The organism is Sphingobium sp. BHU LFT2 (assembly GCF_018604485.1).
GTDB lineage: Bacteria > Pseudomonadota > Alphaproteobacteria > Sphingomonadales > Sphingomonadaceae > Sphingobium > Sphingobium yanoikuyae_A.
The window spans coordinates 71,300-89,634 of record NZ_JAFCGW010000003.1 but is presented as its reverse complement, the minus strand read 5'-3'; the positions used below and the strand labels follow the sequence as shown (position 1 = coordinate 89,634).

Annotated in this window: 17 protein-coding genes; 7 read left to right on the top strand and 10 right to left on the bottom strand. The window is 66.7% G+C overall.

Features of this window, described 5'->3' with window-relative positions:
* Positions 1-10: 10 nt before the first annotated feature.
* The 4 genes from JQK15_RS07735 (at position 11) to JQK15_RS07720 (ending at position 4,351) form a co-directional block, all read left to right on the top strand.
* Positions 11-892, top strand: coding sequence for an HpcH/HpaI aldolase/citrate lyase family protein (locus JQK15_RS07735; RefSeq protein ID WP_159367537.1), 882 nt, complete (start codon positions 11-13; stop codon positions 890-892).
* Positions 889-2,136, top strand: a complete 1,248-nt coding sequence (locus tag JQK15_RS07730; RefSeq protein WP_214864679.1) for an acetyl-CoA hydrolase/transferase family protein — start codon at positions 889-891, stop codon at positions 2,134-2,136. The genes JQK15_RS07735 and JQK15_RS07730 overlap by 4 nt, the downstream gene beginning before the upstream one ends.
* Positions 2,136-2,915 (top strand): enoyl-CoA hydratase/isomerase family protein, encoded by a 780-nt coding sequence (locus JQK15_RS07725; RefSeq protein ID WP_214864678.1) that lies wholly within the window; start codon positions 2,136-2,138, stop codon positions 2,913-2,915. Before JQK15_RS07730 ends, JQK15_RS07725 begins: the two co-directional genes overlap by 1 nt.
* 74 nt (positions 2,916-2,989) lie before the next feature.
* Positions 2,990-4,351, top strand: a complete 1,362-nt coding sequence (locus JQK15_RS07720; protein ID WP_214864676.1) for an aromatic ring-hydroxylating oxygenase subunit alpha — start codon at positions 2,990-2,992, stop codon at positions 4,349-4,351.
* A gap of 166 nt (positions 4,352-4,517) precedes the next feature.
* Here JQK15_RS07720 and JQK15_RS07715 read toward each other — a convergent pair whose 3' ends face one another.
* The 3 genes from JQK15_RS07715 to JQK15_RS07705 form a co-directional block, all read right to left on the bottom strand.
* Positions 4,518-5,792, bottom strand: coding sequence for an amidohydrolase family protein (locus JQK15_RS07715; RefSeq protein WP_214864674.1), 1,275 nt, complete (start codon positions 5,790-5,792; stop codon positions 4,518-4,520).
* Positions 5,785-6,651 (bottom strand): helix-turn-helix domain-containing protein, encoded by an 867-nt coding sequence (locus tag JQK15_RS07710; protein WP_004209457.1) that lies wholly within the window; start codon positions 6,649-6,651, stop codon positions 5,785-5,787. Before JQK15_RS07710 ends, JQK15_RS07715 begins: the two co-directional genes overlap by 8 nt.
* A 77-nt stretch (positions 6,652-6,728) precedes the next feature.
* A complete protein-coding gene (locus JQK15_RS07705; RefSeq protein WP_214864672.1) occupies positions 6,729-8,300 on the bottom strand; it encodes a class I adenylate-forming enzyme family protein in 1,572 nt (523 codons plus the stop codon).
* A 73-nt stretch (positions 8,301-8,373) separates the two neighbouring features.
* Between JQK15_RS07705 and JQK15_RS07700 the strand changes: the two genes are divergently transcribed.
* Positions 8,374-9,321, top strand: coding sequence for an enoyl-CoA hydratase/isomerase family protein (locus tag JQK15_RS07700; protein WP_214864670.1), 948 nt, complete (start codon positions 8,374-8,376; stop codon positions 9,319-9,321).
* On the opposite strand, the gene JQK15_RS07695 is transcribed toward JQK15_RS07700, so the two are convergent.
* From JQK15_RS07695 to JQK15_RS07675, 5 genes are read right to left on the bottom strand one after another with little or no spacing between them, the layout of a single operon-like run.
* Complete coding sequence (locus tag JQK15_RS07695) at positions 9,283-10,677, bottom strand: amidohydrolase family protein (RefSeq protein WP_214864668.1); 1,395 nt, start codon at positions 10,675-10,677, stop codon at positions 9,283-9,285. The two genes, JQK15_RS07700 and JQK15_RS07695, sit on opposite strands and share 39 nt — an antisense overlap.
* Positions 10,671-11,825: a CoA transferase gene (locus JQK15_RS07690; RefSeq protein WP_251007648.1), complete on the bottom strand. Its 1,155-nt coding sequence runs from the start codon at positions 11,823-11,825 to the stop codon at positions 10,671-10,673. The genes JQK15_RS07695 and JQK15_RS07690 overlap by 7 nt, the downstream gene beginning before the upstream one ends.
* Before the next feature lies 1 nt (position 11,826).
* Entirely contained in the window at positions 11,827-13,323 is a 1,497-nt protein-coding gene (locus JQK15_RS07685; protein WP_214864664.1) for a class I adenylate-forming enzyme family protein, read from the bottom strand.
* Between the two features lie 10 nt (positions 13,324-13,333).
* Positions 13,334-13,624 (bottom strand): hypothetical protein, encoded by a 291-nt coding sequence (locus JQK15_RS07680; RefSeq protein WP_069335474.1) that lies wholly within the window; start codon positions 13,622-13,624, stop codon positions 13,334-13,336.
* 36 nt (positions 13,625-13,660) lie between these two features.
* On the bottom strand, positions 13,661-14,887 hold the full coding sequence (locus tag JQK15_RS07675) for a CaiB/BaiF CoA transferase family protein (RefSeq protein WP_214865119.1): 1,227 nt from the start codon (positions 14,885-14,887) through the stop codon (positions 13,661-13,663).
* Between the two features lie 219 nt (positions 14,888-15,106).
* Here JQK15_RS07675 and JQK15_RS07670 point away from each other — a divergent pair, with 219 nt between their 5' ends.
* Positions 15,107-15,898 (top strand): SDR family oxidoreductase, encoded by a 792-nt coding sequence (locus JQK15_RS07670; protein ID WP_214864662.1) that lies wholly within the window; start codon positions 15,107-15,109, stop codon positions 15,896-15,898.
* A 199-nt stretch (positions 15,899-16,097) separates the two neighbouring features.
* The gene (locus JQK15_RS07665; RefSeq protein ID WP_004209466.1) at positions 16,098-16,400 is read left to right on the top strand and encodes a hypothetical protein; all 303 of its coding nucleotides are present in this window, start codon (positions 16,098-16,100) and stop codon (positions 16,398-16,400) included.
* A 114-nt stretch (positions 16,401-16,514) separates the two neighbouring features.
* Here JQK15_RS07665 and JQK15_RS07660 read toward each other — a convergent pair whose 3' ends face one another.
* Positions 16,515-16,979, bottom strand: a complete 465-nt coding sequence (locus tag JQK15_RS07660) for a MarR family winged helix-turn-helix transcriptional regulator (RefSeq protein ID WP_004209468.1) — start codon at positions 16,977-16,979, stop codon at positions 16,515-16,517.
* Between the two features lie 82 nt (positions 16,980-17,061).
* The gene (locus JQK15_RS07655; protein ID WP_214864660.1) at positions 17,062-18,318 is read right to left on the bottom strand and encodes an acetyl-CoA C-acetyltransferase; all 1,257 of its coding nucleotides are present in this window, start codon (positions 18,316-18,318) and stop codon (positions 17,062-17,064) included.
* Positions 18,319-18,335: the final 17 nt, after the last annotated feature.

Below are 18,335 nucleotides of genomic sequence, written 5' to 3'. Positions count from 1 at the left end.
GCGAAAGACGATGACGCTGCCGATCAAGATGCGCTCCTGGCTGTTCGCGCCGGGCGACAGCGAGAAGAAGATGGCCAAGGCAGCGGACAGCGCCGCCGACATCGCGCTGTTCGACCTGGAGGATGCAGTCGCGACCGAGAACAAGGCGATCGCCCGCCAGATGGTGCATGATTTTCTCGCCGCCCGCAGCAAAGGGCGCGAGCGGCTGTGGGTCCGGGTCAATCCGCTCGACGGCCCCTATACGCTCGACGATCTCGCCGCGATCATGCCGGCGCGGCCGGGCGGCATCATGCTGCCCAAAGTCTATGGCCGGCAGGATGTCGAACGGCTCGACCATTATCTGACCGCGTTCGAGGCGGCGCATGGCATCGAACGGGGATCGACCCCGCTGATCGTGCTGGTCACCGAAACGGCCGAGGCGATGTTCCACACCGGCGATTACAAGGGCGCGCCGCGCGTGGTGGCGCTGACCTGGGGCGCGGAGGATCTGGCCGACTCGATCGGCGCCAGTTCCAACCGCAATGCCGACGGCAGCTATGGCTTCACCTATGAACTGGCGCGCTCCATGTGCCTGCTGGGCGCCGCCACCGCCGGCGTCACCGCGATCGAGACGATCCAGGGCGACTTTCGCGATCTCGAAGGATTGAAGGCGCGCGCCAAAAAGGTGCGGCGCGACGGCTATCGCGGCATGCTGGCGATCCACCCGGCGCAGGTCGATGTCATCAACGCGGCCTTCACCCCGACCGAAGACGAGATCGCCGAGGCGCAGGCGATCGTCGACATCTTCGCCGCCAATCCCGGCGTCGGCGCGATCGGCTACAAGGGGGGCATGCTCGACCGGCCCTATCTCAGCCGCGCCGAGCAGTTGCTGCGCCAGGTCGGAGCCTTGTGATCGACCTCACCCCCTATCTGCGGCGCGGCGACCGCATCGTCTTTGGCCAGGCCTGCGGCGAGCCGGTCAGCCTGGTCAGCGCGCTGATCGAGCAGGGCGCCGGGATCGGTGACCTGTCCGCCTTCATCGCCACCAGCTTCTCAGGGCTGTTCACGCCCGAAAGCGCCGACAGTTTCCGCCTTTCCTCCATGGGGGCGATCGGCGCGCTGCGATCGATGACCAAGGCCGGCAAGCTGCAGGTCATCCCCGTCCATGTCAGCCAGGTCGCGCCGATGATCACGGCCGGCATCCTCGGCTGCGACGTGGCGATGATCCAGCTCAGCCCCGCCGATGCCGACGGCAATCATAGCTGCGGCCTGATCGGCGACTATGTCCGCGCCGCCGTGGACAAGGCGCGGGTGGTGATTGCGGAGATCAACGAAGCCGTGCCCTATGTGCCGGGCGAGCTGATCCCGGCGTCGGCCATCGACGTCGCCATCCCCGTGTCGCGCCCGCCGGTCGAGGTGGCGCCCGCGAAGATCAGCACCACCGACGAGGCGATCGCCCGCAACTGCGCCGCCTATATCGGCGACGGATCGGTGATCCAGACCGGGGTCGGCGCGGTGCCCGACGCGATATTGCGTCTGCTGGGCGACCGACGCGACCTGGGCGTGCATTCGGGCATGCTGGGCGACGGGCTGGTCGAACTGGCGCAGGCCGGCGTGCTGACCAACGCCCGCAAGGAAATCGACACCGGCGTCTCGATCAACGGGGCGCTGATCGGCACCCGCCGCCTCTATGACTGGGCGCACAACAACCCGGCCATCCGCATGTGCGCGACCAGCTACACCCATGACGCCGCGGTCCTCGGGCGGCTCTCGCGCCTCGTCACCATCAACAGCGCGCTGGAGGTGGACCTGACCGGTCAGGTCAATGCCGAACAGTCTGGGGCGGCCTATCTGGGCGGCACCGGTGGCCAGGTCGATTTCGTCCGCGCCGGCGCCCGCTCGCCCGGCGGCTGCTCGATCATCGCGCTCTCCGCCTCGGCCAAGGGCGGCAGTTTGAGCAAGATCGTGCCCTGCCTGTCCGGCCCCGTCACCACCGCGCGCAGCGATGTCGACATCATCGTCACCGAATATGGCGCGGCGGAACTGAAGGGGCAGACGCTGACCGAACGCACCCGCCGCCTGATCGCCATTGCCGATCCCGTCTTCCGCGAGGAACTGGAGCGGTCGGCCCATATCATCCAGCAGAGGGGGTATTGATGCCCGACGCTTCAACCGACGCGGTTCTGTTCGAGGCGCGGCCCGACGGCATCGCCATCCTCACCATCAACCGCCCCGACCAGCGCAATTGCCTCAGCCGCGACGTGCGCGAAGGGCTAAGCGCCGCCTGGCAACGGTTCGAACATGATCCGGCCCTGCGCGTCGCCATCCTGACCGGCGCAGGCGACAAGGCCTTCTGCGCGGGCGGCGATCTCAAGGAAATGGTCGACACCGGCATGACCGTCCCGCCGCGCGCCATGTTCCCGCTGCCCTATGACAGTATCGAACTCAGCAAGCCGACGATCGCGGCGGTGAACGGCATCGCCTTTGCCGGCGGCTGGATGATCGCCCAGGCCTGCGACCTGTGCGTTGCCAGCACGGCCGCGCGCTTCGCCATTACCGAGGTGAAGGTCGGGCGCAGCTCGCCCTGGGCCGCGCCGCTCATTCACATGATCCCGCAGCGGATCATGATGGAGATCATCCTCACCGGCAAACCGATCACCGCGAGCCGAGCCTACGAAATCGGCCTGGTCAATCGCCTGGCCGAGCCGGGTGCGCTGATGCAGGCCGCGCTCGATCTGGCGGCGGAGATTTTGGAGGGTGCGCCTTTGTCGGTGAAGGCCGGGCGCGACACGGTGATGCTGGCGACCGAGATGGGCCGCGCCGCCGCGCTGCAGGCCGCCCGCGCCGCCTCCGAACATACCTATAACAGCAAGGACGCGCAGGAAGGACCGCGCGCCTTTGCCGAAAAACGCACGCCGCAATGGACCGGGCGCTGAGCCCGACTGTCTGAAATCGTCAAGTCCGGGTGACGCGGGCGTGGCAAAAGGGTGGAATGGAGAAGGAATAGGCCATGAACGAGATCAGCAGCATCGGCACGCCCGGCGAGGATCTGATCGAGCCGGTCGTCGTCCCGGTCGAAGCCTATGTGTCCAAGGATTATGCTCGCGCCGAGCAGGACCGGCTGTGGCGCAAGGTCTGGCTGCAGGCGGCCCGGCTGGAGGATATTCCCGAGGTTGGCGATTTCGTGACCTATGACATTCTCGAAGACTCGGTCATCATCATGCGCACCGGGCCGGATGAGCTGAGCGCCTATCATAATGTCTGCCCGCATCGCGGCCGCCGCCTGATCGATACGCCCGCAGGCCAGCGCAACGCGCGGGGCAACCGCAAGTCGATCATCTGTGGCTTCCATGGCTGGACCTTCGACCGCCAGGGCCAATGCACCTTCGCCAACCATGCCGACGACTGGCAGGGCAAGCTGACGGCACAGCGTACCGCGCTCGGCAAGGTCAGCGTCGACACATGGGGCGGCTGGGCCTGGATCAATCTCGATCCCGATTGCGGCCCGCTCGCCGATTATCTCGGCGTCGTGCCCGACATGCTCGATCCCTTCGGCCTCCAGAATATGCACTATCGCTGGCGCAAATGGATCATCTTCGACTGCAATTGGAAGGTCGCGATGGAGGCGTTCAGCGAGACCTATCATGTCCAGACAACCCATCCCGAATTCAACGCCTTCGGCGAATTTCGCGGCTGGGCGCGCAAACATGGGCTGCACACCAATATCGGCTATGAAGCGCCCAAGAATATGGACGAGAACCAGGCCAAACTGCGCATCGGTTCAGGCGAGGATCCGCGCCTGTCGACCGCGGAAATGCAGCTTTTCACCTGGGAAAATGCCAATACCAACACGACCATGACTTTGGTCGCCGCCGCCCAGCGGCTGAAGGACGAACTGCCCGAGGGCACCCCCGCGCCGCAGGTGCTGCAGCACTGGCTCGCCACCGCCCGCGCCGACGATGAACGGCGCGGCGTCTTCTGGCCGGTGGTCGAACCCGCCCATACCGCCAAGAGCGGCACCGCCTGGCAGATCTTCCCCAATTTCCAGATCGGCCACGCCGTCAACAATATGCTCTGCTATTCCGCCCGCCCCTATGGCGCGGACCCGGACAAGTGCATTTTCGAGGCGGCGGTCTATGAGCTTTTCCCGGACGCGGAAACGCCCGCCACCGAATGGGAATATACCAGCGCGGAACAATGGCCGCCGGTGCTGCAACAGGATTTCACCAATATGCAGGCGGTGCAGCAGGGCATGAAGAATGTCGGCTTCCGCGGCACCCAGCCCAACCCCTATATGGAGCGGGCGGTGGCCAGCCTCCATTACAACCTGTCCCGCTACATGGGGACTGGCGCACCAAAGCCGCTGGACTGACCGACATTGCCGCGATCATGGCCCTTCGCCGCCGATCATCTGTCTGGCGGCGGAGCGCTTTCGCGTCTCCATTTTCACCAATGACTGTCTTCGACGACCGCCCTCCAATGGAAAGGGGCGCTCCCGGCAGGAGCGCCCCTTTCCGTTTCCATCCTGATTGGACCCCTCAGAAAGGCAGCTTGTAGAGGTTCACTGCATTGTCCTGCAGCACCTTCTTCTTCACCGCGAAGTCGTAGCCGCCCAGCACATCGGTCAGATGCGCCTGCACGCCCGGATAGAGCGAGGTCGGGTGCGGGAAGTCGGTTTCGAACATGACCTTGTCGACGCCGATCGTTTCCAGCAGCAGCTTGGGCGCGACCTTCTCGAACCAGAAGGTGACCCAGAAATGGTCGCGGAAATATTCCCACGGTCGCTTGTTGAGCAGGCCGACCTTGCTGGGCAGCATTTCGTCGAACTGATGTTCCAGCGCCTCGATCGCGAAGGGCACCCAGCCCGCGCCGCTTTCGATCAGGCCGATCTTCAGCTTGGGATGACGGTCGAGCCGGCCCGACACCATCCAGTTGCCCAGCGTCGCGGCATTGCCGATCGAGAACATGGTGGCGACCACCGACAGCGTCTGTTCAAAGCCGAAGCCGTCCCAGGTGAGCGTATTGGGATCGATCGCCGCATTGAGATGGAAATTGAGCGGCAGGCCTTCGGCCTCGCACATTTCCAGGAAGGGCGTCCAATAATCATGCAGGAAGCTGGGCACGCCGACGCGCTCGGGCGTATCGGGCAGCACGAAGCCGCGCAGGCCCATGTCGACGCAGCGCCGCGCTTCGGCCTCCATCGCCTTCTGGTCCCAGAAGGGCAGATGGGCCATGTTGAAGATGCGTTCGCCCGACACCTGCTGATATTCGGCCGATGCGTCATTATACATCTGGATGATCGCGACCGCGAGGTCGGGGTCGCCCAGCGACATCAGCGACCCGGCCTGGGTCACGCCCGAATTCTGGAAGCCGATCTGGGCATAGATGCCCATATCGTCCATCGCCTGCAGCCGTTCCTTGATCAGATGGCCACCCGGATGCGCCTGCGCCAGCTTGGGGAAGGCCAGGCGGCCGAGCAGCTTGTTATTGTCGGCGCGGATGACGTTGCCGCCCATCGATCCGAAATTGCGGTCGCCCACATACCAGCGTTCGACGCCGTCGGCGTCCTGCTTCACATAGGGCACCTTGGCCTTGTACTTGGCCGGCGCGCGCGAGGTGAAGAGGTCCGGCGCCTCGGTGATATGGGTGTCGGTGTCGACAATCTGGATGCCGGCCAGCGACGGGTCGAGCCCGCCCGACTGGGTGCTGTAATCGACCTCGCGGATGACGCCGCCTTCGGTATAGCCTTCGGCCGACCAATATTTGCGGGCGGCCTGGGCGTCGGCGACGTCCTTGTCCTTCACATCAGCCATGCTTCACCTCCAGCGCGCCCTGCCAGCTAGCGGATTCGAAGATCGGCTGGACAGAGGCGGCCGGCGACTGTTCCTCGACCGAGCGGCGGACCGCTTCGCTGAGCGTGCGCTGCAGGCCGGCGGCGTCGATCTGGTCGGAGGGTTCATAGACGAAGCCGATCGCCAGCGGCTGGCCGTCGGGCATGTGGGGCAGCAGCATGGCGGTGACGTCGGCGATCGAGCCAAAGCCGGCAAAACCGCTGATATGCCCTTCGTCACGGCAGCGCTGCACCTGGCCGGCGACGTCGGCGAAGACAAACTTGCGCTCCTGCGGCGCTTCGGCATTGAGGCGACGGATCAGGCCGTCGCGGCGCGGCTGCTGCACGGTCGACAGCATCAGCAGACCGGCGGCGGAGTCGGTCAGCCGTTCCTGGCGGCCACCGGCCAGCCCGTTATTGGCCGAGGTGCGCAGCGCCTTCTTGCCGGCGCGCCAGTGAACGATCTGGATGTTGAGGCCGACCATGCCGAACACGGCAATGCCAAGGCCGGTCTGGGCCGACAGGCGATCGATCAGGCCGTTGAGGACGCCATCGCGCACCATGCGCGGCTGGATCGCGGCACCCAGCATCGCGGCGCGCGGGGTCGGCGAATAGGCGCGCGAACCCGGATCTTTATGGAGCAGGCCCAGGTCGACCAGGCTCGACAGCAATTCGGACGTGCTCGACTGCGGGCGGTCGAAGCGACGGACAATGTCCATCACCGTCGCCTGCGGATGATCCTCGTCGAAAAATTCCAGTACCTCGACCACGCGCTTGGCGATCTTCGCCTTGTTGGACTCGGTCTTGGCTACCCTCGGCTTATGGGACTCGATCAGAGCCATGGTTCCTCTCCTTCGTTATTGAACATGGTTGTTCACTAACGCCGGGAGGCTGTCAACAGAAAATGAGATGCCCTCGTTTATGTGATATTCTCTGTCTCATTCTGCGTTTCCGGCGACATATTCGCAAACAGCGCCTGAAGCGCGCGGCGATCGGTCTTGAGCGACGGGGTGCGCGGCAAGTCCCTGACGAACAGCCATTTTACCGGAACATGGGTGGCAGGAAGATGCTGGCGCACATGCGTTTCCAATGCTGCGATCGCAGGTGCAGCAAAATCGGCGTGAAGCCGGATCGCGGCCGCCGGCACTTGCCCCAGCCGGTGATCCGCCATGCCTGTCACTGCCGCTTCGGCGACGGCGGGGTGCAGCATCAGCGCGCGTTCGATCGACTCGGGCAGCAATTTGAAGCCGCCGCGGATGATTGCCCCGTCCGCCCGGCCGCGCAGGAACAGGAAAGCATCGGCATCGATCAGCGCGATGTCGGACGTGCGGATCCATTCCAGGCCGATTCGCGGCGAGATGACTTCCAGCAGACCTTCACTGTTGGGCGGCAACGGGATGCCGCTGTCTGGATCGACGATGCGCAACTGTGCGCCCGGCATGGCGCGGCCGACCGACCCGATCTTGCGAGATCCCCATTCGGCATGAAGCGCGGCGGTCATCGACGCCACTGGCCCGGCGAACTCGGTGGCGCCATAGGAGAGCAGGATGGGAATGCCGTAGCGCGCCTCGAACGCCTGCTGTACGCCGGGATCGAGCGGCGCCGCGCCGCAGCCGATCGCGCGCAGGGAAGCGAGGTCTTCGACCGGTAGGTCGGCATCCAGAACCGCCTGCACGCTGGCCGGGGGCAGGCCGCCATGGCTGGGCCGCCAGCGCCGCACATGGGCATGCCAGGCGCTGAGCGAGAAGCGCTCCAGCAGTTCCACCCGCTGCCCGCGCAGCAGCATCGGCAGTGTCGAATAGAGGCCGGTGATGTTGCCGAGCGGAAAATAGAGGAGGAAGGGGGCCGCGGCCTGGGGATCATCCGCCTGCTGCCGGGTGAACGGAGTCGAGAGGAAATGCCGTTCCAGCAGCGCATAGGGCACGGCGAAGCTTTTCGGCGGTCCGGTGGTGCCGCTGGTCAATATCTCGATCTGCGGCGCGGCAGAGCCATGGCGCTGCTGAACTTCTGGCGAGGCATGTTCATGACCCGGTAGGGCGGCGGCAGCCATGCCGTCGATTGCGACCGCGACCATGCCTTCGGCGGTCAGCACTGCCCGGATATCCGGCCCGATATCCTCGACAAAGGCGACCAGCGCGGCGGGCGCCATGCGCGCCAGATCCCGCGCGATGGCGGCGTCCGACTGAAAGGCATAGATCATGCGGATCGTTCGCCCCTGCGCGATCAGGCCCAGCAGCGCGGCGAGCGCCGCCGGCCGATTGCGCGCGACGAAGGCGACCGGGGCATCTGCCGCAATGCCGCTCGCATCCAGAGCCGCATCGATCTCTTCGGCTACCGCGCACAGCGTTCCCCAAGCGATCCATTCGCCCTCATAAAGGATCGCTGCCTGATCGGCGGGCCGTTGCAGGGCGTCGGCGGCGAGCGCGCGCAGACTGGGGTGATCCGTCTCCATGGCATGATATTGCGGCAGGGCGCGGCGCTGGTCAGCCATTGTCCGCAACGCCCTGGCGATCAGTGCTGCGTCCGCCTTTGCCGCGCTTCGGCCCGGTCCTACCCTACCACCCATGTCCGGCCCTGCCGCCCTGATCGACCCCGATGGCCTGACCCTTCCCTGGACCGGGGATGCGCAGCCCTATGGGCTGGTCGATCTCGACCGCGCGCCGCGCAGCGATGCGCCGTTGCACCTGCCACCCTTTCCGCTGCTGGGGATCGGCGATCCGATGCACCCGCTCGCGCCCCGGCTTGATGCGCTGATCGAACTGCCGGTCTCGCTCGCCGCGATCGTGCAGCAGATCGTGGCCCAGCCGGAAGCGGCGCGGGTGCTGGTGCAATTGCTGCGGCTGATCGACGGGCTGGATCCGGCCCAGGCGCTCGTCGCGGAATCGCTCGCTTATGGCCTGCTTCAGGGCAGCGCCGGCCATGCCCGCTGGCTGGCCGCGCAAGTCCCCGCGCCTGCGCAGGCACCCGGCGCCATCAAGGTCGATCGGGATGGCGACCGGCTGTCGATCCTGATCGATCGGCCCGATGCCCATAATGCCATCGACCGCGATCTGCGCGACGGGCTGCGCGCGGCGTTCGACATTGCCGCGTTCGATCCCGATATCAGCCATGTCAGCCTGCGTGGCGCGGGGCGCAGCTTCTGCACCGGCGCGGACCTCAGCGAATTTGGCACCACGCGCGATCCTGCCACCGCCCATGATATCAGGATGCAGACGCTGCCCGCCCATGCGCTGCTGCGCTGCGCGGATCGGCTGTCGGTCCATGTCCAGGGCGGCTGCGTCGGCTCTGGCCTCGAAATGGCGGCCTTTGCCAGGAGCATCTCAGCCAGCGCCGACGCCTGGTTCCATCTGCCCGAACTGGCGATGGGGATCATTCCGGGCGCGGGGGGCTGCGTCTCGCTCAGCCGGCGGATCGGGCGTCAGCGCGCGGCGCTGATGATCCTGTCGGGCAAGCGGATCAATGCCCGCACGGCGCTAGGCTGGGGCCTGGTCGATGCCATCGTGGACGATTGATCCACCGATCCACGTCATCGCGACATCGTCGGCCCGCAGGCGGTCCCGTGCCTGCGCCCAGGGACGATCCAGCAGGCACAGGTCGGCCAGCGCCCCGACCGCGACTGCACGCTGCCGGCGCAGATCCAGCGGATCGGCGAGATAGAGGGCGAGCGCCGCCTCGGGCGTCAGCGCCTCGTCCTGCCCGATGACCGCGCCACTTTCCGTCCTGCGCGATACCGCCGCGCGCATCGCCGCCCAGGGATCGGCAACGCCATAGGGCGCGTCGCTGCCCGCCGCCAGCACCAGCCCGGCGCGGGCAAAGGCGCCCAGGCGATAGAGCAAGGGCCGTTCGCGCGGTTCGACATCGCGCAGATACTGATCGCCGCGCTCGGCGATGAAATGCGGCTGGCTCACCACCTGCACGCCCAATTCGATCATCTGCTCCAGTAGCGCATCGGGGGTGATGCCGGCATGTTCGATCCGGTCGCCCGGCCGCGCGCCGGCCTGTGCCAGCGCGGCGAGGGTGAAGACCAGTTCGGTCTCGGTCGTGCAATGGCTGGCGATCGCTCGCCCCTGGTCGTGCGCGGCGCGCAGGAAGGCGACGCACTGGTCGAAGTCGGGCAGGGCATTTTCATGCAGATGCAGCTTGGCCGGGCCGACCGCGATGCCGGGCGGGGGCGCCGAGTCCCCCAATGCGAGCGTGCCGGCGGCAACCAGATGCTGCGGCAGGTGCCCGGTTGCGCGCTCGGCGGCGAACCAGGCAAGGCTCGCGCCGTCATTGCCGGGCGACATGTCGGTAACGCCGGTGACGCCATGGCGGGCCAGTTCGCGCCCCACCGTGTCGAGGGCCGGCGGCGTGCCGCCCAGAACCCGGCGCAGCCAGCCATCCTCGTCGAACAAGTGTCCGGTCCAGCGCCCGTCGATCCGCTCCAGCCCCGGCGGCGGGGCGTCCAGCGCCAGCAGCAGGTCCAATGCCCGGCTGTTGAGCAGCCACATGCGCCCCGACCGATGCTGGATGCGCACCGGTCGCTCGGCCTGCCAACGGTCGATCGCCATCGCATCGGGCAGGCCGGCGATGCTTTCATGATAGCCGATGCCGCGCAGCCAGCCCTCGCCCGGCTGCGCCAGCGCGGCGGCCAGATCGGCTTCGCTGGTCACGGCCGGTGGTCCGCAGGGCAGCGAGGCGCGGGCGACCGCATGGGCGGCGAGATGGATATGATGGTCGTGCAGGCCGGGCAGCAGGGCGCCGCCGCGTGCGTCGATCACAGACTCGCCGGGCACGGGAGCAAGCGCGCCGATCGCCGCGATCTGTCCGTTGGCGATGCGCAGGTCGGCACGGCCCACGCCCCATAGTTCGGCGTCGCGGATCAGCATAGCCAGGCCCCATTATCCTGTCCCAGCGCCGCGACCGGTCCCACGGTTCGCGACGCAACGGCGGGGAAGGGGGCGCCCTCGGCCGCTGCCCAGCGCTGCAGCGTCGCGGTAAAGCTTTCCGCGTCACGCGCCCGTTCCCAGTCGATCGCCTCGGCCACCACGGTGCTCATCGACAGCATCAGATGCGCGCCCGTGCCTTCATGCCACTGTGTCAGCGCGCGGTGCGCGGCATGAAGCCCGGTCAGCGGGTCGGCGCTGGCATCGCCGCCAAAGCTGATCCGCCCGCTCGCCTGCCGCAATGCGGCGCTCAGCCCGCCGGCGACGCTGCAATCATCGCCAAAGCCGATCCAGTGGGCGGCGTCGCCCTCCGCGCCATGGCCGGTGATCGTCACCCAGACCAGCCCCGGCACGTCGCGCACCAGCGCATCGGCATCGATCCCCAGTTGCGCCAGCGCGCGCGGCCGCGCGGCGGCGATCACCATGTCGGCACGGCGGATCAGCGCGATCAGCGCCGCCCGATCCTCCGCGTTGCGCAGGTCGATCGCGACATTGGCCTTATGCTGGTTCAGCCGCGCGAACAGCAGCGGATCGCCCGCGCGCATCCGGTCGGGCCGGTTGCGGCTCTCCACCTTGATGACTTGCGCGCCCGCCAGCCCGAGCAGATGCCCGGCCAGCGGCCCGGCCCAGAGCGCCGACAGGTCGATCACCAGCGGCGGCCCGTCGCGCATCGGCCGCTCACCCCCTGTCACCATCAGGCGGCAGGCGGGGCTGGCGGGCACCTCGTCGATCGCCGCGATCGCAAGGCCCAGTTGCCGTCCCTGTGTCATGATCGAGGACGCCTGCGTCGACGCAAAGGCTGTGACAATATCGCTGTCACTTTCGATGCCGACATCGCCGAACAGCGCCGGCATCAAGTCCCGGTCATCGGCCCGCGCCAGGGTCAGCGCGACCTGTCCGTCGATCGTGTCGTAGAGCCGGCATCCCCCACCGGCCGAGCGCCGCCCCGGTATGGCAAAGCCGTTCAGCGTCGCCCGTTCGCCCAGCAGTTGCGCGCCGCTCAAACCACCCAGCACCGGCGTTCCCGCCAGCGCCCGGATCGCCTGCAATTGCGCCTCGGCCCAGCCGGCAAGCGGCAGGGCGAGAGCCATGTCAGGCTGCGAACAGCTTCTTGATTTCCCGGCGGAGGAGCTTGCCCATTTCATTATAGGGCAGGCTCTTAGCAAAGAGCACGCGCTCGGGCACTCGCGAAGAACGCAGCCGGGCGCGGATGACCTGCTTCAGCTCCTCGTCGGCCGGCGCCGCATGGCCGTCGCGCACGACCACGATCAGGCCGACCGCCTCGCCCCATTCGGCGGACGGAATGGCGACCGCCGCCGCCTCGGCGATGGCGGGCAGGGCCAGCATCACATCCTCGATCTCGCCGGGCGAGATATTCTCACCGCCGCGCACGATCACATCGTCGGCGCGGCCCGACAGGAAGAGATAGCCTTCGGCATCGATATAGCCGGCGTCGCGGGTGGGAAACCAGCCATCGGCGTCGAGCGCGCTGCGCTCGCGATATTCGCCTGACACCTGGTCGCCGCGAACATAGATTTCGCCCGGCTCGCCGGCGGGCAGGCAACGGCCATCCTCGTCGCGAATCTCGATCTCGACCGTCGGCAGCGGCCGGCCGACTGACGCCAGCCGGGCGCGGGCGGCGGGATCGGTCGCGACATGGGCGGCGCGATGTTCGTCCGGTCCCAGCAGGGCGACGGTCGAGCTGGTCTCGGTCAGGCCATAGGCGTTGGTGAAGCCGGTGTCGGGAAACAGGTCGAGCGCGCGCTGGATCAGCTCCAGCGGCATCTTGCCGCCGCCATAGGCGACCGCCCGCAGATTGCTGAGATCAGGTTGGACACCCTTGTCGACCGTCTCGATGATGCGCGAGAGCATGGTGGGCACGACAAAGGCATTGCTCGCCCGCTCGCTTGCCGCCAGGTCCAGCCAGGCGGCCGGATCGAAGGCGGGGAGCAGCAATATGCGGCGCAGCGCATAGATGGAGCTGAGCAGGGCAGCGATGCCGGCGATATGATAGGGCGGCACGCTGACCAGCGCGGCATCTTCTTCCGGCGCGGCGCCGAACTCGATCGTACCCAATATATAGGAGACCAGATTGGCGTGGCGCAGGATCGCCGCCTTGGGTGCGGCGGTCGTGCCGCTGGTGAAGAGCTGGATGGCGACGCCATCGCCTTCGTCCGCCTCGATCGGCGCATCGGCCGCAGCGTCCAGCGCGGCGGTCACGAAATCGGCGCGCGCCAGCACCTTGTTGTCGGCCGAGGGGCAGAGCCGTTCGACCCGCGCGACATCGCCGACGATCAGCGCCGGCGTGATCCGTGCCAGCAGCGCGGCCAGGTCGGCGTCGGCCAGCCGATAGTTGAGCGGCACATAGGGCACGCCAGCGATCGCCGCGCCGAACAGCGCCATCGCCGCCGCCTCGCTGCTCTCGTCCAGCAGCGCGACATGGCTGCAGCCACTGTCCCGGATCAGCACGGCGGCGCCGCGCGCGCCCGCCAGCAGCCGGGCATAGCTCCAGCGCTGGCCGTCACAGACCAGGCCGATGCGGTCGGGCGCGGCATCGGCCGCCATTTCAAGGAACAGGGCGATGTTCATGGGATGGGCGTCAGTCCGAAGCGGGCAGGGGCTTGGCGTCCTTGGGGCTCAGCGCCACGCCGTCGACCGACAGCGAACCCTTGCCCGGCTTGACGCACAGCAATTCGAAATTGCCGGCCGGATCGACATAGCGCTTGCCCATCAGTGTGCCCGTGCTGAAATCGGCGGCGGGCGTGCCGACCGCTTCCGGCCTGGTTTCGCCCATGGCGCTGCCGCCGCATTCGATCGTGCCGGTGCCGCTGCGGATCACCATCACTTCGGTGTCGCACACCGCGCTTTTCAGTTTCGTACCCGGTTTCATATCATTCCTGCCTTCCAGCCCCCCGACGTCGCCCCTTCAGGCGATAGCGCCGCTGGCCTTCCATTGTTCAATCTGGTCCCACTCGACGCCCAGTTCCATCAGCACCAGTTCGGTATGTTCCGATGCCTGGGGCGACCGCGTGGTCTGCACCGGCTGGCCGTCAAACTGCACCGGGCCGCGCACCAGCCGCAGCGGTGCGCCGCCATCGGCGCCCTCGACCTCGATGATCATGTCGTTGGCGATCGCCTGCTCGTCGGTCAGCAGATCCTTGAAGCTCTGGATCGGTGCCCATTGGCCCTTCATCGTCTTCAAATGCTCGCGCCAATAGGCGAAGGGCTTCGCCCCGAAAGCCTTGACCAATATGTCGCTCGCCGCGCCGGCATTCTCGATCAGCGCCAGCACATCCTTGAAACGCGGATCGTCCGCCGCCTCGGGCACGCCGACATGGGTGAAGGTGTCGGCGATCAGGCCGGTTGGGCTGACCATGCACAAGTTGATCGTGCCGCCGTCCGAGGTGCGGAAATTGCCCATGAAGGGGTTGCGCAGCGACCCGCCGGAACTCGGCATGCCGTTGCGGGTGAGGATGTCGGTCTCCATCACCTGCGCGATCAGCGCGCCCGATGCCCACCAGGCGCTCGACAGCAGCGAAACGTCCAGCTCGACCGCCTCGCCGGTCTTTTCGCGGTGGAACAGCGCGCCGGAAATGCCGCCGGCAATGAACATGCCGCCGATGGAATCGCCAAAGGCGGGAATGCCCTGGGTCAGCGGGCCGGGCAGTTCCTCGGGCGTCATCGCATGGGCGACGCCGCTGCGCGACCAGAAGCAGGTGCCGTCAAAGCCGCCCACCTCGCGCTCGGGGCCCTTGTTGCCCAGCGCGCTGCCACGGGCATAGATGATGTTCGGATTGACCGCGCGGATATGCTCGACGTCGAACTTGTTCTTCTGCCGCACCTGGGGAAGATAGTTGGTCAGGAATACGTCGGCGCTCTTGGCCAGCTCATAGAGTACGGCCTGGCCTTCCTCCGTCGACAGGTCGATGCCGACGCTGCGCTTGCCGCGATTGGGATGCTCGAACAGGGTGTGGCGCAACGGATCGAGCTGCACCCCGCCCATGTTCAGGAAACCGCGCTGCGTGTCGCCGCGCACGGGATGCTCGATCTTGATGACGTCCGCGCCCCAGTCGGCCAGGATCGCGCCGGCAGCCGGCACATAGGTGAACTGCGCCACTTCCAGAACGCGCACCCCCTTCATCACCTGGGTCATAAAATCAGCCATCCCCTCATTCGCCGCATGATGCGACCTGTTGGGGAAAGGGTAGAAGCTGCGCTGGTCGCCGCAAGTCCGGCGGGCCTGCTATCGCTATCGCGATGCGCCCCGGCCCCCTAGCGCCGCAGCGATATTGCTGGCGTCGGCGGGGTCATGGGTTGAGCCGCCTTGTTGCTGTGCCATAGCCGGTCCGAAAACAGATGTGGGAGACATGCCATGAAACTCGACTCTTCCCTGTCCGCCGTGGTGACCGGCGGCGCGTCGGGCCTGGGGCTGGCGACGGTGCGGGCGCTGCGCGACGCCGGCGTGAAGGTCGCGATCTTCGATATCAACGAGGATAGCGGCCAGGCGATCGCGGCGGAGGTCGGCGCGACTTTCCGCAAGGTCGACATCATGTCGGAAGACAGCGTGCTCGCGGGTTTCGACGCGGCACGGGCGGCGCAGGGGCAGGAACGCATCCTGGTCCATTGCGCGGTCGTGTCGAAGGGCGGCAAGACCGTGTCGAAGGACAAGGAGACCGGCGGCTTCAAGCGCATGTCGACGCAGGATTATGCGATTTCGGCCGAAGGCGTGCTGGTCGCCAGCTATCGCATCGCCTCGATCGCGGCGCTCGGCATGGCGGCGCTCGACCCGCTGGAGGATGGCGAGCGGGGCAGCATCCTGTTGACCTCCAGTGCTGCGGCGCAGGATGGGCAGGTCGGCCAGGTCGCCTATGGCTCGCTGAAAGCCGGGGTCAACGGCATGGTGCTGCCGATGGCGCGCGACCTGATGGAGCTGGGGATTCGCGTCAATGCGATCATGCCGGGCATCTTTGCGACGCCGCCGATGCTGCGCTTCAAGGACATGAACCCGGCCATGTACGAGAGCCTCAACAACAGCGTGCCCTTCCCCAAGCGCCTTGGAAAGCCCGAGGAATTTGCCGGCCTGGCGTTGGAGATCACGCGCAACAGCTACATCAACGCCCAGCTGTTCCGGATCGACGGCGCGATTCGCTTTCCGCCGCGCTGAACCTCCGGGGCTGCGTCCATGGGACGAAGAGGCCGCGTTCCATATGGACGCGGCCTTTTGTCTGCCCGCTCAAGCCGCTGTTCGCACATGCAAAAATAAATACTAAGCTAGCTTGACATTATCACCGGCAATAGCTAACCTAGCTTAGTGTTAAGGGGATATAGTTCCTCGACCCGTTTTTAGTTGAAGAGGTTGTGCCATGACTCGTTTCGCCAAGATCGCCCTGTCGCTCTCTCTCGCCGCTGCCGCCCTGCCGCAGGTTGCTGCCGCTGGCGAAGCCGTCCAGATCAGCGCGGCCACCGCCGCTGCCGACTACAAGGGCAAGATGCTCTACACCGCCAGCGGCGATCGTCTGGCCGCCATCTATCGCGTCGCCGCCGATGGCAACGCCCAGATCATCCTCAACGGCAAGATGGTGAATGTCCCGGCGTCCAGCCTGACCGCCGCCGATGGCAAGCTGACCACCAGCCTGTCGAAGAAGGATCTGCTGACCGCGCACTAAGAGATCGCCGGGCGCGGCCTCCCCTGCGCCGGCTGATAGCGAATGGGTCGCCCCATCACAGGGCGGCCCTTTTTTATGTCCGGGAAGGGAGGGGCGCCGGGATGGCGCCAGCCTTCAAGGCTTGACGATATTCTCCGAAATCGTGTCGAGCAGGCTGTTGAGGCGCTTCAGATCCTCGGCCGAGAAGCCAGCAAAGGCGACCTCCTCATTCTCTTGCGCGATGCCCGACAACTGCATGGTGATCGCCTGGCCGCGCTCGGTCAGGAATACGGCATGGGCGCGCCGGTCGTCATCCTTCTGCCGCCGTTCCAGCAGGCCGTCGGCGCAGAGCCGGTCGATCAGCCTTCCGGCCGATGCCTCGGCCATTTCCAGCAGATTGGCGATATGGCGCTGGGTCGTGCCCGGATAGCGCGCGACCGCTGCGATCACCGTCCATTGCGAGCGGGTGACGCCCAGCCGCACCACGCTCTGGTCGAAATGCGCGCGCAACTGACGCGCGATGATCGTCAGCTTCATCGTCGCGTTGCGCATCAGCGCCGGCGGGTTGTCGGCGAGTGTCTTGTCCTGCAGGCTTTCCATTGTGCGCGCAGCATAGCGCCATCGCGGCGAAACGAAAGCAGCCTCCTCCTGTTCGGCGCAGCGTGGCGGCTGGACGATCCGATCAGACACGTTCGATGATGATCGCGGGCGCCATGCCCCCGGCCGCGCACATGGTGATCAGAGCATAGCGGCCGCCGCTGCGCTCCAGTTCGTCGAGCGCGGTGCCGATCAGCACCGCCCCGGTCGCGCCGATCGGGTGGCCGAGCGCGATCGCGCCGCCATTGGGATTGAGCTTGGCGCGGTCGACGCCCAGATCGCGGATGAACTTTTCCGTGACCACGGCGAAGGCTTCATTGACCTCGAACACATCGATGTCGGCCACGGTCAGGCCGGCCTTGGCCAGCACCTTGCGCGCGGCCGGAACCGGGGCGTTCAGCATCAGCGTCGGATCGTCGCCGACATTGGCGGTCGCGACGATGCGGGCGCGGGGCTTGAGCCCATGGGCGTCGGCATAGGCTTTCGAGGCCAGCAGGATCGCGGCCGCGCCATCGACCACGCCGGACGAGGTGCCGGCATGATGCAGCGGCTCGATCGCCAGATCGGGATATTTCTGGTTGATGAGCTGGCGGAAGGTCGGCCCATCCTGGCGCGAGGGCATGTCCATGAACGCGGCGAAGGCGGGTTTCAGCCCGGCAAGCTGCTCGGCGGTGGTGTCGGGGCGGGGATATTCCTCATGGTCCAGCACCACGCTGCCATCCTCGTCATGCACCGGCACGGTCGACTTGGCGAAGCGGCCTTCCTTGAGCGCGATGCCGGCGCGGCGCTGGCTTTCGGCGCCGAAGGCATCCAGCTCTTCGCGCGTGATCCCTTCCATCGCGGCGATCGCGTCGGCGGCGACACCCTGGTTCGACTGGGGATGCTTGTCCTGCAAGCGCATATTGCCGGTGCCAAGGCCGCCAGCGGCCTTCACGCCCGCTTCGCGCAACGACTGGCCGTACCAGGTGACATAGGACATCATCTCGGTGCCGCCGGCGATCACCAGATCCTCCATGCCCGACATGATCTGCGCCGCGGCCAGGTTGGTGGCGGTCAGGCCGCTGCCGCAGAAGCGATCCAGCGTCACGCCCGAAGCCTTGACGTCATAGCCCGCATCGAGCGCGGCCATCCGGCCAAGGTCGCCGCCCTGCAGCCCCATCTGCGCGCTGGTGCCCCAGATGATGTCGTCGACATCGGCGGTGTTTAGATTGTTGCGATCCTTCAGCGCCTTCAGCACCGCCACCGCAATATGCTGCGGGTGCATGTGCGACAGCGCGCCCTTGCCCATCTTGCCGATGCTGCGCGGGGTGCGGACGGCATCAATGATATAGGCGTCGGTCAAGCATCTTCTCCCGGTCT